The sequence below is a fragment of the Roseivirga sp. genome (genome assembly GCF_034669765.1).
Classification (GTDB): Bacteria; Bacteroidota; Bacteroidia; order Cytophagales; family Cyclobacteriaceae; genus Roseivirga.
The window spans coordinates 228,058-243,274 of the sequence record NZ_JAXMOQ010000007.1; the positions used below are offsets into that span (position 1 = coordinate 228,058).

Below are 15,217 nucleotides of genomic sequence, written 5' to 3' on the forward strand. Positions count from 1 at the left end.
CCAAATTTACCTCATGGCAAAAGACCACAGCAATTTTTTCAATAATGTTTACGAAGTAGTTAAACTCATTCCTGCCGGGCGAGTTACTTCATATGGAGCCATTGCCGAATACTTAGGCACAAAGAGTGGCGCTCGAATGGTGGGCTGGGCGATGAATGCCGCTCATGGCTTAAGTGATGTTCCTGCCCATAGGGTGGTAAATCGAGCTGGCGTTTTAACCGGCCGCCACCATTTTCAGACACCTAGCCTGATGCAAGAACGTTTGGAAGCCGAAGGAGTAAAAGTGAACGATGATAAAATTGAGGGGTTTAAAGAGGTGTATTGGGAGCCCATTAAAGAGTTAGAACTTTAAACTTTTTTGGTTCGAAATTCCTTTAATTTTGCAACAGATTTAGATGAATGATTAAGACGAGAGTAAAAACAAATAAGCCTATCAATCAGGCCAAAAAAGAAGGAAGAAAACGATTGTTTTTCTTCCTGAAACTGATTTTACTAGTGGTCATATTGATTTGGAGATTCTGGGGCAAGCCAGATTTTGATGAGAGTAGCTTCTTCGGTAGAAGGATAGTGCCTGCGGCTATTTCTTACATCTCAGGTATACTTCTCGTATCACTTGGTCGTATTTTGATGGTCTATTTCTACCTAAAGCGAAAAAAGAAGGGAACTGACTTTAAGGATAACTTCATTTTGGGGATCAACGGAATTTCGGCAATACTACACATTGTTATATTGCTTTTTGCTTTGCTGGCTTTTTTTGAGTTGAATGCCAAGGAGTTTTTTACTTCCATCAGTATTGTAGCAGCAGCCATTGCTATTATTTCTAAAGATTATATTGCCAATACCATCAACGGATTCATCCTGATGTTCTCTAATCAGCTTTCACTGAACGACTATATTGTTATTGAAGAGCTCAGTGGCCGAATCACTGATATTACCTTGCTCAACGTGGTTTTATTGAACGATGAAGATGAAATTGTTTATGTGCCGAATACCTTGCTCGTTACGCATAATGTGGTGAACACGAGTAAAAAGAATTTCAAAAAACTAAGCTTTGATTTTGAAATGGACAGGCAGACATTGGGCAACCCAGATGACCTTGAAGACTACATTGTCAAAGCGCTTAAATCGGAGTTTCCGAGTATCAATCTTGAAAAATTCAGTCTTAGAATCTTTCATATTCTAAGAGATACCGTTAACCTGAAGCTTTATATTACACTGGACAAAAAGAGCAAGGAAATGGAAAGGGCTGTTTGGAGGTTTACTAACAAAACCATTCTGAATTACGCCAAAGAAAATTACGTGCCTCTCCCTCATCAATAAACATACAATTTAGGAATGGAAGTATTACTTAGCTCAGAAGGTCTTATCGCACTATTAACCCTTACCTTTTTAGAGATTATTCTTGGGGTCGATAACATCATTTTCATTTCGATCGTGTCGAATCGTCTGCCAGAAGCTGACCGTAAGAAAACACGAAATATTGGATTGGCTTTGGCCTTGATCATGCGGATTGGTTTACTTTTAGGCATTAGCTGGATCATCGGTTTCACAGAACCTTTGTTCACCGTACTTGATCATCCGGTGAGCATAAAGGACTTGATTTTAATTTTGGGAGGTCTGTTTCTCATCGGAAAAAGCACCACCGAAATACACCATACTTTAGAAGGAGATGAGCATCATGTAAAAAAGAGTAAAAGCGTTACTGTCAGTAAAGTGATTCTTCAAATAGTTGCTTTGGACATTGTTTTCTCTTTTGACTCTATTCTAACCGCTGTGGGCCTTACCGAGCATGTCTTGATCATGATCATTGCAGTTACTTTGGCGATGATTGTTATGATGTCTGCAGCAGGGAAAATCAGTGCTTTTATCAACAAACATCCATCGCTGCAAATGCTGGCCATGTCATTTTTGATTTTGATTGGCTTTATGTTGGTGCTCGAAGGTCTAGGCGAACACATCGAAAAAGGCTATATCTACTTTGCGGTTTTCTTCTCCTTATCAGTGGAGGCCCTCAACATGAGAAAACGCAGCAAAGACCGCGTGGTTAAATTGAGAAAAAGGATTGTTGGGGAAGATTAACGCTAAATATGCTTCTCTATTTCTGCCTTAAAGCCAAGCTTATCATCTAAATGAATGGCCAGCTTGGTGAAGGTTTTACTTAAACCATAGAGTCCTTTTGCATCAATTTCAGTATTGAAAGTCAATAGAACATTTGGGTCTCCTGTTAGCGAAAAATTTTGAAATTCTTCATTTTCCTTGTCTGGTGTCTTAAGTTCAACAGCCTCAATTTGGCTATATAAAACTGTGGTTCTCCACCGCAAACCAGCTCGAAAAACGATTCCTTCATCAGTGAAAAAGATGGGACGCAGGCGTGCAGCATTTAGGTCACCTATTAAAAAGAAGGAAGAATAAATGCTTATTCCAGTCAATACCCATGCAACCACATTGCTCCAGCTCGCTAACCAAATATGCAGGACTACGGTCTCAGCAATGAGCACTAACGCAATGGTGACCATAAAGGCGATATAGCCGTTTTCCTTATGGTATGTAAAATAAGTAGAAGTTTTGGTTTCAATCTTTTTTTTCCACCCTAGAATAGCATAATGAAATATCGAAATCTCTGTGGCCAGAACGTTAGCAAACGTACCTTTTCCAAAAGCACTTTCTGTGGCTTGATTTACCGTTTCTATAAAGCCTAAATGTTGATATTCACTTTTTTGAAATTTATAAGCTTTAATGGTTTTTTGGATGTTATAGATGGTAAAACCTATAACGAATAATTCAATAATCGGAATGGCATACTCAATAACAGAAAGCGTTTGATGATGTTCTTTGGGTAACAAAATACTCGCTGTAATAAAACTGAGAACAAACACTGGAATAACAGTGATCTTGGGGATAGCCTTCTTCCTAATAAAAAGGAAATAGATACCTGGAATTAGCAGTGTAATGTCTAAGGTTGAGGCCATCGCCAATAGGCTCGGCATTTCTTTAAACTGTGCAGAATTAATGATGAAATAAGAGGCGGTGATAATACCTGCGGCTAGCAGAAAGAAAGGCAATAAGGTGTTACGAAGCGCTTGTGTCATAATTGCTTGGCTTTAAATACTTTGTGAAGTTACACACGAAATGTAGTTTTCAGAATCTAAGTGAGTAAGAGGTATTAACTTTAGGTCAGTGGCAGATATGTAACTTGAAAAAAGCTAGTTTCTCTTTGATATCAACAACATTCCTAAAAAGGTGAGGCCTGCGTTAAAAATCAGGATAAAGAACCCGAATTCAAAACCGTTGAACCAGGCTGCTGAGTTCATATCTACCAGGTAAGATATGGCTGGTGAAAGCAAACAAACGGGCAGTACCAAATTGTCTCTTACTTTCAACTTGGTCATCAAGCCAAAGCTGAAAAGGCCTAATAATGGACCATAGGTATAGCCAGCTACTTTGAAAATAGCGCTAATTACGCTGCTGTCGTTAATGGCATTGAAGATAATGATGACGATGAAAAGCAACACAGAAAAACCCAAGTGTACTTTAAGTCTAATGGGTTTCTTTACTGACTCTTCTTTCTTTTCAAAATTCAAAAAGTCGACACAGAATGCTGTGGTAAGCGAAGTGAGGGCAGAGTCTGCACTGGAGTAAGCCGCAGCCACAATGCCCAATAGAAATACAATTCCTCCAAAAGTACCGAGGTGATTCAGTGCGATTAAAGGATAAAAATCATCTGTTCTTGTCGGGATTTCAATTCCATTTTGGCCCGCGTAGATATAGAGCAAAGCGCCCATGCCTAAGAAAAGTATATTGGCCATAACCAATGCAATAGTGAACCAGAATACATTCTTTTGGGCGTCTTTCAAGCTTCGGCAGGTCAGGTTTTTCTGCATCATGTCTTGATCCAGTCCCGTCATAACGATGGCAATGAAAACCCCAGAAATAAACTGCTTGAAGAAATCATTTTTGTTGTTCCAATCGAAGAAGAAGGTTTTGGAGTAATCACTTTCCTGGATTTGAGTTATGGCATCGCCAACCCCAATGCCCATTTCTTTGGTAAGGATATAAATAGTGACCACCACTGCTGACAGCATAAAGAAGGTTTGCAGTGTATCTGTCCATACAATGGTTTTAATTCCCCCTCTAAAAGTATAGACCCAAATAAGGGCGATGGTTACAAGTACAGAAACCCAAAAAGGAACACCATAGCTGTCGAAAAGTGCAATCTGAAGTACACTGGCCACTAAAAACAGGCGGAAGGAAGCCCCAATGGTGCGAGAAAGCATAAAGAAAAACGAACCCGTTTTGTATGACCAAAACCCAAAGCGCTGTTCTAAATAGGTATAAATAGAAACTAGGTTTAGGCGGTAGTAGAGCGGAATGAGTACCGTAGCGATGATAATATAACCCACTACATAACCGAGGACTACCTGAAAATAGGAGAAAAAACTGTTTCCTACTTCGCCCGGAACAGAAATAAAGGTAACCCCCGATAAGGAGGCGCCAATCATTCCGAAGGCCACCAAATACCAAGGCGACTGTTTATTGGCTGTAAAAAAAGTAGCAGAATCGGCTCCTTTCGAGGTAAATCGAGAAATAAGGATAAGCAGTAAAAAATAACCGCCTATGATTGAAATGACTAAAGTGGGGTTCATACCGAAGAACTAGTAAATTAAAGTTTGAATATCCGTGAAAAAACTGTGGACACCAAAAAGGCTTTCGAACCATTTTGACAAAGCTAGAGTTTAGGGGTCAAGTGTTTTTTTGTACATTTGTAAAAATTTAACAACATGAATTTCAGTTATCAAGAAGAAGAGTTAGTCGAGTTGCTCGAGAAAACTACAGATGAGGAATTATGTGATTTGGTAGTTTTCAATGATGACTTCAACACCTTTGAACATGTCATTAATATTCTGGTCAAGGTATGTAAACACACTGCAGAACAAGCAGAACAGTGCACAATGTTGATTCATTATAAGGGAAAATGCACCGTAAAAAATGGCTCTTTTACAGAGTTAAAGCCGATGTGTGAAAGTATTCTTTCTGCCGGAATTACGGCCACTGTGTTATAATTAGAAAGATATACATCATAACTCAACTTGAACTTCCCTCCCAAAATTGTCGACAATGCCATTGAGGAAATCTCTAAACTTCCGGGCATAGGAAAGAAAACCGCCTTAAGGCTGGTACTTCATTTATTAAAACAAGACCCCATCAGTACTGCTCATTTAACCACTGCACTCAACGAATTGCGTGATGGAATAAAGTACTGCGGCACCTGCCATATTATTTCCGATACCACGGATTGTACCTGCCGCACCATCAAGCGTGATTTATCTACAGTTTGTGTAGTGACCGATACGCCAGATGTAATGGCCATTGAAAATACAGCGCAGTACAGAGGACTTTATCATGTATTGGGAGGCGTCATCTCTCCGATTGAAGGCATTGGGCCAAGTGATATTCATATTGACTCTTTGGTGGAACGCATTCAAACCAGCGAACCTAAAATAGAAGAAGTAATTTTAGCACTCAGCCCGACCATGGAAGGCGACACTACTGCTTTTTATATCACTAAAAGGCTAAAAGAATTTGAGGTGCGGATTACTTCGATTGCCCGTGGAATTCCTATGGGCGGAGAATTGGAATATACTGACGAAATTACATTGGGTCGAAGTATTATGACCCGTTCTGAGTACAAGTAAATTTGCCTCAACAGCACAGACATAAAAACACGAAGGGCGATCGATATGATCGCCCTTCGTCATCTATAGCTACGGCTTGAAGCCTAATTGATTTCGCTTAATATACCCGATGCGTAAAAACGCTGGGTGTTCAAGGCTGATAACAGTATACTTAAGTTGTTTGAAGCTTCGTTCAAATCACTCATTTTAATGGCTTCGTGTGGTACTGAAGCTACTTCATCTAATTCAGCCAAGGCTTTGTGTACTTTTTCTTTTAACAAGTCAATCATTTCTAAATCGTTGTATTTCCAAAAACGGATTTGAACATACACTAATGCGGGTGCCCAATTGGTTCCGTACAAAATGTGTAGGTCTTTGGTAGAGGCACCAATGCTTTTGAAAAGCAAAGCCCTTGTGTTTGATAAATTATTTTCGTGAATGGCGAAGTAATCCTTAGAATCTTCTGATACAGCAAGCTTGTTCATGAAGTGGGCAATCTTAGCTGCGTCAGCAATTTTCTGAATTACTCTTTTCAATTTTTCTGGGCTAGTTTCTAAAGTTTTCATAACCATGTCGTTTGGTTAGTCTATATGTGATAATCGTGCCAAACCGAAGAATCATCTAAATTTTAGCCCCAGAAGCCTTTTTTGTGTTGATGTTGTGGTTTAGGCAATGGTAATATTTTCTACAATCGAGAAATTTTCTTTCGTTTTGATTCCATCACCTGTGGAATTAGATAACAATCCATCTGGTTTTTGGCACAACAATCTATAAATAGCTACTTTTGCCCCACATTGAATTAATCGCATGTCTACAATGGTATCTGATAGAGTAAAGAACATGGCCGAATCGGCCACATTAGCCATGGCGGCCAAAGCCAGAGAGCTAAAAGAAAAAGGCATTAACGTCATCAGCTTGAGTTTGGGCGAGCCTGATTTTAAAACTCCAAAGCATATTCAAGAGGGTGCTAAGGCAGCGATAGATGAAGGAAAGTATTTTGCCTATCCTCCTGTAAATGGTTATTTAGACCTTAGGCAAGCGATTTCCGCTAAATTCAAAAACGAAAATAACTTAGATTATTCACCTGATCAGATTGTGGTTTCTAATGGAGCCAAGCAATCCATCGCCAATGTATTTTTAGCCTTGTTGAATGAAGGTGACGAAGTGGTAGTATTTTCCCCATTCTGGGTGAGTTATTCTTCACTAATAGAATTGGCAGGTGGCGTGCCTGTTTATGTAAAGGGCGGTATCGAATCGGACTTTAAAGTAACACCTGAGCAATTGGCGCAAGCCATCACACCAAAAACCAAAGCCATCATATATTCTTCTCCATGTAACCCAACGGGTTCTGTGTTTACACTTGAAGAACTAACTGCGATAGCAGAAGTAATCAAAAAACATAAAGACATTATTGTTATTGCTGACGAAATCTACGAGCACATTAACTACACTGGCGCTCATGCAAGTATTGGAGCAATAGAAGGCATGCAAGACAGAACCGCAACCATCAATGGCATGGCCAAAGGTTTTGCCATGACGGGCTGGAGAGTTGGGTATATAGGTGCGCCACTTTGGTTGGCCAAGGCATGCAATAAAATTCAAGGGCAGATTACTTCTGCCAACTGTAGCATTGCCCAAAGAGCGGCCTTAACTGCGCTTACTACGGACCTTGCTCCAACAGTAGAAATGTCGAAGGAATATTTAAGAAGAAGAGATCTCGTGAAAGGCTTGTTGGACCAAGTGCCTGGCTTTAAAACCAATTTACCAACAGGTGCTTTCTACTTCTTTCCAGATGTAACCGCACTTTTCGGGACTACAGATGGAAGTGTAACGATTAATAATGCAGACGACTTGAGTCTATACCTTTTGGATAAGGCGCAGGTGTCGGTAGTTACAGGCGATGCTTTTGGTGATGCGAATTGCATTCGTTTGTCATATGCCGCGTCTGAAGAAGATTTACGCGAGGCCATCACAAGAATTAAAGCAGCAGTATCTAAACTTTCTTAATGGATTACTCAAAAGTTCAAACTCTTTTCGATGCCTTCTCCAAACTTAGGGTTTTGGTGATTGGCGATGTAATGGTAGACTCATATGTCTTTGGCAAAGTGTCTAGAATTTCGCCAGAGGCACCTGTACCTATTGTACTTACCGAAAGAAAAGAGAAGCGTTTGGGAGGGGCTGCAAATGTAGCTTTGAATATTCAAGCCTTGGGGGCAACACCAGTTCCATGTGCCATTGTAGGGAACGATTTGGACGGTGAGTTTTTCTTGAGAAGGTTGGAAGAAAAGGGAATTCCCAACAGCGGAATTATCACAAGCTCTGAAAGAGATACGACTGTGAAGGAGCGTATTTTGGCAGGAGCCCATCAAATGCTAAGGGTAGATACCGAAACGGATAAAGAACTCAGCGCTACAGAACAAGCGCAGTTATTGGCCAACATCAAGCGCTTATTGCCCGATTGCGATGTGGTGGTTTTTGAAGATTACGATAAGGGGGTGATCAACGCCACCATTATTGAGGAAACCGTTAAGGAAGCTTCTCGATTGAATATTCCTACCGTGGTTGACCCAAAGAAGCGCAACTTTATGGACTATAAAGGGGTGACCCTTTTCAAGCCCAATTTGAAAGAATTAAGAGAAGGCCTTAACATTCAAGTGGATCCTAAAACTATGGATTCAGTGCGCGATGGAGTGATTTTGCTTCAGTCTAAATTGAACGCCAAAATGGTAATGGTGACCCTTTCTGAATACGGGGTTTTCATTAAAGACAATGGCGAAACACACCTTATCCCTGCCCATATCCGCCATATTTCTGATGTATCTGGCGCTGGCGATACAGTAATCAGTGTTATGGCTTGTGCATTGGCGGTGGGCATGTCGGCTCAAAAGGCTGCGGCCTTGGCCAATTTGGCGGGCGGTTTGGTTTGCGAACATGTAGGCGTTGTGCCCATCAATAAAGCAGACTTGATGGAAGAAGCCGAAGACAATAAGATTCTGAATTAATTAAAGGCTTTCCAAAAGTTCAAACTTTCGGAAAGCTTCTTTATTTCTAATTACTTTTTCGAAATCTTCACCTCAGGATAATCTACCACCATTCTGCTCAATAAGTTGATGCCTGTTAGCATTCCGGCATCGTCCACATAAAAATCTGGTGTATGGTGAGGGGCTTGTTTTTCAGGATCTACTCCTTTTGGAGCGCCTCCGATAAAGAAATAGAGCCCCGGAATTTTTTCTTGGAAGAACGAGAAATCTTCTGCTCCCGTAATGGCATTCATGTTGGGTGTTACGTTTTCGGCACCCATTACATCTACAAATGTACCCGCCATTTTCGCGGTGAGTTGTGGATCGTTGTAGGTGATAGGATAACCTTTGTCAATGTACAAGGTGGCTTCCGCCTCATTACTTTCAGCAGTGCTCTTTACGATGGTGCGAAGACGTTCGAAAAGTCTTTCTCTCATGCCAGCATCCAAAGTACGAATGGTACCTACCAAAGTGGCTTCTTCTGGGATGATATTGCTTCTTACACCCGCCTCAATTTTACCAAATGAAACTACGGCTGCTTGAGTCGTCAGAGGCATACTTCTGCTCACTATAGTCTGAACATTATTAATGATCTGTGCTGCTGTTACAATCGGGTCAATGCCTGTCCAAGGTGTAGAACCATGCGTCTGCTTCCCTTTGATTTTAATTTCGAAACTATTGACAGCTGCCATAATTCCTTCGGGACGATATTTTACTTGCCCGACTGTCGTTTGTGCATTAATGTGTAGGCCAAAAATGGCATCCATCCCCTCTAAAACGCCTTCTTTCGCCATTAAGTCGGCACCACCTTCCTCACCAGCAGGAGCACCTTCTTCTGCAGGTTGAAAAATGAATTTTATGGTGCCTTTTAAATCAGCTTTCACTTGTGAAAGCACTTCGGCCACGCCCATTAAAATGGCTACATGTGTATCGTGACCGCAGGCATGCATCACCGGCACTTCAGCGCCTTGATATTCGCCTATGGCTTTAGATGCCCATGGCAAATTGCCCCTTTCTTTTACAGGAAGGCCGTCAATATCGGCTCTTAAGCCCATTACTGGCCCGGGTTTTCCTCCTTTAAGAATTCCCACGACTCCTGTTTTAGCCACGCCTTCTTGTACTTCAATACCCAAACTCTTTAAGTGAGTTGTGATGTAGGCAGCCGTTTTAAACTCACGATTGGAAAGTTCAGGGTTTTCATGAATGTGATGTCTCCATTCAATCACCTTAGGCTCCACTTTTTTGGAGAGTTCAATGATTCTTTCTTTTAAAGTAGGTGCAGGGTCGGTTTTAAAAGTAAAAGCAGACAGGGCTAGCAACAAAAATGCTAACAGAGAGAGTTGGTAAGGTCTTTTCATAGCTTAAGATTGAATAACCAATTAACACAATGCAAGTGATATTTGAAAGAGACTAATGACTCTAAGCTTTCTATAGAAAATGGTGCTCCAAACGCTTAAGAATCAAATGCTGTTTTAAAAGCTATCTCTGAGGTTAATTTCTCATCCCAGTGCTATATTCCTTCACTGTGTTTACAAATACTTTCACCTTCTCAGGATCAATATCTGGGTAAACACCATGACCTAAATTGGCAATATGACGGTCTGGCCCAAAAGCATCAAGCATCTTTTTGGTGGCTGCCTCCACTTCGGCATTAGAGCCGTAAAGTGCACAAGGGTCAAGATTACCTTGCAAAGTTTTGTTTGAACCAATTAACGCACGTGTTTCTTTGATGTCCATGTTCCAATCCAGTCCGATGGTTTCACAATCTAATGTGGCCATAGATTTTCTAGCGAAATAAGCTCCTTTGGCAAAAGCGGTTACTGGCACTTCGGTAATGGCTGAGCAAATCTGACGGATGTATTTCATCGAGAATTGTTCGTATTGATCTGCGGGTAAAATACCTGCCCAAGAATCGAATACCTGAACAATATCGGCACCTGCTTCAATTTGCGCTTTCAAGTAAGTGATGGTACTGTCAGTAATCATCTGCATCAGTTTTTCAGCCAATGCAGGTTGCGTGTATAGCATTTTTCGGGCATTCGAGAAAGTCTTACTTCCGTGGCCTTCTACCATGTAACAGAAAATTGTCCAAGGAGCACCTGCAAAACCGATCAAAGGCACGCGGCCAGCCAATTCTCTTTTGGTTACTTTAATGGCATCGATGACATACCCTAAGTCGGCAGAAGAATCGGCAATTCTGATATTTTTCAAGTCTGCCTCAGACTTTATGGTGTTCGGAAACCAAGGCCCTTTCTTTTCGATCATTTCGTAAGGCAAGCCCATGGCTTCTGGAATCACGAGAATGTCGGAGAAAATAATGGCGGCATCTACGCCTAAAATATCCACTGGTTGAATAGTCACCTCGGCCGCTAAGTCAGGGTTTTTTACCAGCTCAATAAATCCACTAAGGCTATTTCTAACCGCACGATATTCAGGTAAAATTCTGCCTGCCTGGCGCATTAACCATACTGGAGTTCTTTCGGTCTTTTCGCCTCTGGCAGCACGTAAAATCAGATCGTTCTTCAATTCCATGCAGCAAAGATAGGAATTGTTCGTTCTAAAATATCCGCTCTTTCCGAATTGTCAGTTGCTTATATTTTCCTTCCATTTTTATAAAGTTTTGGTTGGTTTTAGTGTACCAAAACTTTGTGGGCTGTGTGCCGCCATAATCGGTAAATAGAATCCAACAATCCATTTCGCTTCCATCGGGTAATAGTAGCTTTTCTGAACCAATTACCTTCAGGTTGTAGAAATTTGGAGCAGACCCACCCGGGTGATAAAAGTTCATAACGGCTTCATAGCCATCTTTCATTGGCAATAGGGAGTAAGTTTCAAGATCAATTTCCCAATTAAAAGTGGGTTCAGTAAGGTCAAGGCTGAAGTCCTGCTTTGAATTCTCATTTGCTGAGTCTAGCCCAATAATCTTCATTCCCTGAAAGCTAAAGGCCTCTTTTCCATTGCGTTTGGTGTTCCGAATATGCTGAACTGGCCTTAACGTTTCTGGTTCACAGAGGTAGTAAAAATCACCTGATGTTTCAGGATTTCCTGTTGCCCATTGGTGGGTAAAGGCCAAGTAGTCGACCCCATTAATGCTCACTTTTTTTGTGGTTTTGGTTTTCAAGCTGATGGAGCGGACTACTCCGGCCACTTCAGTAAAAATAATATCCTTTGTTGTGCCCATTTCCAACTGATTTATCATCTTAAAATGATCACCTACGCGAATGGTATCAACGACTTGAGCATTTAATTGCCATGAGAAAATCATGGAGATAAGAATTAGAATTTGTGTTGTCTTTTTCATGGATGCTAAAGACCCATTTTTCTTTATAAAATGATGGATGAATATACTCTCTGTGCGTGAAAGTCGACAATCTGTACTTTTAAGGTAGTTGAAGCCGAGATGTAGATTAAAACGTACAAATCATCGATTATTTGATCGAGAGTTGATGGTGTACTTCTCAAAACCATCGAGAATGGATACTTTAGTGCTAATGAAACCCAACTTTTTAAGGAATCGGATTTTTTGGCTGAACTTTAGCTTTTGGCTACTTTTCTTCAGCTATAAATTCTATGACTTCACGGTTTTTATGCCTGCAGAAGTGGCCTTTGTGCGTATCGCTTTGCCAATGTTCTTTCACATTATTCTGAGTTATACCCACTATTTTTTCATTCTTCCTGATCTGCTCAGAAGTAAGAACATCAAGAAATACGTGCTCAAATTGGTATTGGCCATTACTGTAGTGATGTTCTTCCAGGTATTGGCTGAAAATGCAGTGCTGATCAAATATCCACCTTCCGATTATTATGAAACTTTTGGCTGGGCAAGGTTTGTGAGCACGCTTTGGGACGAAATGAGCTTTATGATTTTCACGGGAATGATCAAGTTTGCGGTAGACTGGTTTGAATTGGAGAACAAAAAGCGCGAACTGGAAAACCAGAAATTGACTGCTGAACTCAATTACCTAAAAGCACAAATTAACCCTCATTTCCTGTTCAATACGCTCCATAACTTGAGTTATTTGACACAGATTAAAAGTGATCAGGCTACTGAGGTGATTGTAAAACTGTCTAACATTATGCGGTACATGATTTATGATTCTAATAAACCTAAAGTGGCGCTTTCAAAGGAAATTAACTATATCAAAGACTATTTGGCACTCGAGGGTATTAGGCTTAATAATCGTTTTGAATTGAGTTTTGACACAAATGAGGTGGATGAACAAATTGAAATTACACCCTTGATTTTTATCCCTTTCGTAGAAAACGCTTTCAAGCACGGTATCAGCGACCAACAAACCGAAAACTGGATCAAGGTGAAGCTTTCTTCTACGCCTAAACAGTTGATTTTTAAGGTTGAAAATAGTGTGAATCCTATAGAGAAAGAAAAAGATGGGCCTTCGGGTTTTGGTTTGAAGAATGTGGAAAGGCGATTGGCCTTGAGCTATCCGCATCAGCATCGCTTGGAAATTCGGCCTGAAAAGGAAAAGTTCAGTATTTCACTTAGCTTAGACTTACCGTGAAGATTCGTTGCGTAATTATTGATGATGAGCCTTTTGCTCGCAAACTGTTGCTAGACTATTGTAGTAGAGTTCCACAGCTTTCTGTTTTGGGCGATTTCTCTAATGGTTTGGATGCACTTTCCTTTCTTAACCACAATCAAGCGGACTTAATTTTCTTGGATATTAAAATGCCGGGAATTAGCGGGATTGATTTACTGAAAACGCTTGGTAATCGCCCTAAAGTAATTTTTACCACCGCTTTTGCCGAATATGCGATTGATGGTTTCGAATTGGATGCCATCGACTATCTGCTCAAGCCTTTCGATTTCCCTCGCTTTTTGAAAGCAGTAAACAAGGCATTCACTTCTTTTCCCGTTGAAAAACCTACCATTTCATTAAACAATTCATCCCAAGATGACTTCCTGTTTGTGAAGGATGGGCGAGATTTGGTGAAAGTAAAATTGAACGATATTCTCTATATCAAAGGTCAGAAGGACTACGTGATGTTTATTACTAAAAATCGAAAGATTATGAGTCTGATGAATATGAGAGATTTGGAGCAGGACCTTGTTCAAAAGGCTTTCGTAAGGATTCACCAATCTTATATTATTAATACGCAGCATATTGAAGTGGTGGCGAGTGATAGAGTAAGAATCAAAAGTGAGTATCTTCCTGTGAGTCAAACCTATCGATTGACCTTTAGAGCGTTTCTGGGTAAGCATAAATGAATGCCATTTTAGCTTAGTCAATACTTATTCTATCCTTTGCTTAAATTCCTTTAGCTTTGCAAAAAAGGTATACAGTTATGAGCTTTCTATTCGAAGATTTTAAAGGTTGGAAGTCCTATTGTGAGGCCAACGACATGAAGCTTTTTGAACCCGTAATTGAATACGAGGTGCAACAAAAGCAACGTACTGAAGAGTTTATTTGGGCGAGTTTAGATAACGCTTATACGGTGATGAAAGAAGCTGTGCAGACTGGACTCACCGAAGATATGACTTCGCGGTCGGGTATGATCAATAACGGAGCAAAGAAAGTGTACAATCATCCTGTAACCGTTTTGAGTAAAGAATTTCAGGTGCTCATTTCTAGAGCGCTTGCTGCCAAGGAGGTGAACTCCTGCATGGGGCGTGTTGTAGCTGCTCCAACGGCTGGTGCTTCGGGCATTATCCCAGGTGTTTTGGTCACCTTCCAAGAGTTACACGATGTGCCTGATCATAAAATTCACGAAGGACTTTTAGTAAGCGCAGGCATTGCCTTGATTATGGAAAAACGAGCATCTATTGCAGGTGCGGTAGGCGGTTGCCAAGCAGAAACGGGTAGTGCGGCAGCCATGGCTTCAGGCGCCATTGTGTATTGCTTAGGCGGAACAATAGACCAAGTTTTTAATGCAGTGGCCATTACCATTCAGTGCATGTTGGGCCTTATCTGCGATCCTGTTGCTGGCTTGGTAGAAGTGCCTTGTGTAGTGCGAAATGCAAGTGCAGCCGCCATTGCCAACAGTTCGGCACAAATAGCCCTGGCCAATGTAAATGCAGTAATTCCAGTGGACGAATGCGTTGAAGCGATGGGTGAAGTAGGCCAAAGTATGGAAACCCGTTACAAAGAAACTGCTATGGGTGGGTTAGCTGCTACGCTCACAGGTCAAGCCATTTCTAAAAGAGTATTAATTCAGGACATTGAAATGTTACCTGATGAGGGGGATGAGTAATGCGTTTGATATTTAGTGTATAGCAAAGTGTACAACAATTAGGAAAACCACCTACTATTTGAAGCGTCACGCTTCGACTTATCACCCAAAGGGCATAAAAAAACCCGATCATTTCTGATCAGGTTTTTCTTTCTCTGTAGCGGGAACAGCCCCGAAGCTTCGGGGCGAACCAGTGAACTTAATTGTTGGCCAAACACAGGGTTTAGGCCAAATAAAAAAGGATACCAATTGCTTAGTATCCTTTTTTTTGTAGCGGGAACAGCTCCGAAACTTCGGAGCGAAGCTGTGTCTAGCTCAAGACCCAAAGGGCATAAA

At 41.0% G+C, this 15,217-nt stretch carries 17 protein-coding genes; 10 read left to right on the forward strand and 7 right to left on the reverse strand.

Going from position 1 to position 15,217, the window contains the following annotated elements; translation table 11 throughout:
• Positions 1–13: 13 nt before the first annotated feature.
• Genes VOI17_RS15090 through VOI17_RS15100 form a run of 3 tightly spaced genes read left to right on the forward strand, consistent with a single transcriptional unit; the run spans position 14 to position 2,079 of the window.
• The gene (locus VOI17_RS15090; RefSeq protein WP_323758058.1) at positions 14–352 is read left to right on the forward strand and encodes an MGMT family protein; all 339 of its coding nucleotides are present in this window, start codon (positions 14–16) and stop codon (positions 350–352) included.
• Positions 353–399: 47 nt separating this feature from the next.
• Positions 400–1,320 (forward strand): mechanosensitive ion channel family protein, encoded by a 921-nt coding sequence (locus VOI17_RS15095; RefSeq protein ID WP_323758059.1) that lies wholly within the window; start codon positions 400–402, stop codon positions 1,318–1,320.
• A 15-nt stretch (positions 1,321–1,335) separates the two neighbouring features.
• The gene (locus VOI17_RS15100; RefSeq protein ID WP_323758060.1) at positions 1,336–2,079 is read left to right on the forward strand and encodes a TerC family protein; all 744 of its coding nucleotides are present in this window, start codon (positions 1,336–1,338) and stop codon (positions 2,077–2,079) included.
• 2 nt (positions 2,080–2,081) lie between these two features.
• Here the strand turns inward: VOI17_RS15100 and VOI17_RS15105 are convergent, their stop codons facing one another.
• Both VOI17_RS15105 and VOI17_RS15110 read right to left on the reverse strand, forming a co-directional pair.
• On the reverse strand, positions 2,082–3,089 hold the full coding sequence (locus VOI17_RS15105; RefSeq protein ID WP_323758061.1) for a hypothetical protein: 1,008 nt from the start codon (positions 3,087–3,089) through the stop codon (positions 2,082–2,084).
• 114 nt (positions 3,090–3,203) lie between these two features.
• Entirely contained in the window at positions 3,204–4,643 is a 1,440-nt protein-coding gene (locus tag VOI17_RS15110; protein ID WP_323758062.1) for a sodium:solute symporter, read from the reverse strand.
• A gap of 135 nt (positions 4,644–4,778) precedes the next feature.
• Between VOI17_RS15110 and VOI17_RS15115 the strand changes: the two genes are divergently transcribed.
• Positions 4,779–5,060 carry an ATP-dependent Clp protease adaptor ClpS gene (locus tag VOI17_RS15115; protein WP_068412534.1) on the forward strand — a complete coding sequence of 94 codons (282 nt, stop codon included), beginning with the start codon at positions 4,779–4,781 and terminating at the stop codon, positions 5,058–5,060.
• Positions 5,061–5,087: 27 nt separating this feature from the next.
• Positions 5,088–5,693 carry a recombination mediator RecR gene (gene recR, locus VOI17_RS15120; protein ID WP_323758063.1) on the forward strand — a complete coding sequence of 202 codons (606 nt, stop codon included), beginning with the start codon at positions 5,088–5,090 and terminating at the stop codon, positions 5,691–5,693.
• A gap of 83 nt (positions 5,694–5,776) precedes the next feature.
• On the opposite strand, the gene VOI17_RS15125 is transcribed toward recR, so the two are convergent.
• The gene (locus VOI17_RS15125; RefSeq protein ID WP_323758064.1) at positions 5,777–6,238 is read right to left on the reverse strand and encodes a hypothetical protein; all 462 of its coding nucleotides are present in this window, start codon (positions 6,236–6,238) and stop codon (positions 5,777–5,779) included.
• A 241-nt stretch (positions 6,239–6,479) separates the two neighbouring features.
• On the opposite strand from VOI17_RS15125, the gene VOI17_RS15130 reads away from it, so the two are divergent.
• Positions 6,480–7,679, forward strand: a complete 1,200-nt coding sequence (locus VOI17_RS15130) for a pyridoxal phosphate-dependent aminotransferase (RefSeq protein ID WP_323758065.1) — start codon at positions 6,480–6,482, stop codon at positions 7,677–7,679.
• Positions 7,679–8,674 carry a bifunctional ADP-heptose synthase gene (locus tag VOI17_RS15135; protein WP_323758066.1) on the forward strand — a complete coding sequence of 332 codons (996 nt, stop codon included), beginning with the start codon at positions 7,679–7,681 and terminating at the stop codon, positions 8,672–8,674. Before VOI17_RS15130 ends, VOI17_RS15135 begins: the two co-directional genes overlap by 1 nt.
• Positions 8,675–8,724: 50 nt before the next feature.
• Here the strand turns inward: VOI17_RS15135 and VOI17_RS15140 are convergent, their stop codons facing one another.
• From VOI17_RS15140 to VOI17_RS15150, 3 genes are all read right to left on the reverse strand, one after another.
• Positions 8,725–10,050, reverse strand: coding sequence for an amidohydrolase (locus VOI17_RS15140; protein WP_323758067.1), 1,326 nt, complete (start codon positions 10,048–10,050; stop codon positions 8,725–8,727).
• A gap of 133 nt (positions 10,051–10,183) precedes the next feature.
• Positions 10,184–11,224, reverse strand: coding sequence for a uroporphyrinogen decarboxylase (gene hemE, locus VOI17_RS15145; protein WP_323758068.1), 1,041 nt, complete (start codon positions 11,222–11,224; stop codon positions 10,184–10,186).
• A gap of 25 nt (positions 11,225–11,249) precedes the next feature.
• Positions 11,250–11,993 (reverse strand): hypothetical protein, encoded by a 744-nt coding sequence (locus VOI17_RS15150; RefSeq protein ID WP_323758069.1) that lies wholly within the window; start codon positions 11,991–11,993, stop codon positions 11,250–11,252.
• A gap of 172 nt (positions 11,994–12,165) precedes the next feature.
• Here VOI17_RS15150 and VOI17_RS15155 point away from each other — a divergent pair, with 172 nt between their 5' ends.
• The 3 genes from VOI17_RS15155 (at position 12,166) to sdaAA (ending at position 14,902) form a co-directional block, all read left to right on the forward strand.
• Positions 12,166–13,212, forward strand: a complete 1,047-nt coding sequence (locus VOI17_RS15155; RefSeq protein ID WP_323758070.1) for a sensor histidine kinase — start codon at positions 12,166–12,168, stop codon at positions 13,210–13,212.
• Positions 13,209–13,919 (forward strand): response regulator transcription factor, encoded by a 711-nt coding sequence (locus VOI17_RS15160; RefSeq protein ID WP_323758071.1) that lies wholly within the window; start codon positions 13,209–13,211, stop codon positions 13,917–13,919. The genes VOI17_RS15155 and VOI17_RS15160 overlap by 4 nt, the downstream gene beginning before the upstream one ends.
• Positions 13,920–13,996: 77 nt before the next feature.
• Entirely contained in the window at positions 13,997–14,902 is a 906-nt protein-coding gene (gene sdaAA, locus VOI17_RS15165) for an L-serine ammonia-lyase, iron-sulfur-dependent, subunit alpha (protein WP_323758072.1), read from the forward strand.
• Between the two features lie 38 nt (positions 14,903–14,940).
• Here sdaAA and VOI17_RS15170 read toward each other — a convergent pair.
• A partial coding sequence (locus VOI17_RS15170) for a hypothetical protein (RefSeq protein WP_323758073.1) occupies positions 14,941–15,217 on the reverse strand: 277 nt, incomplete at its 5' end.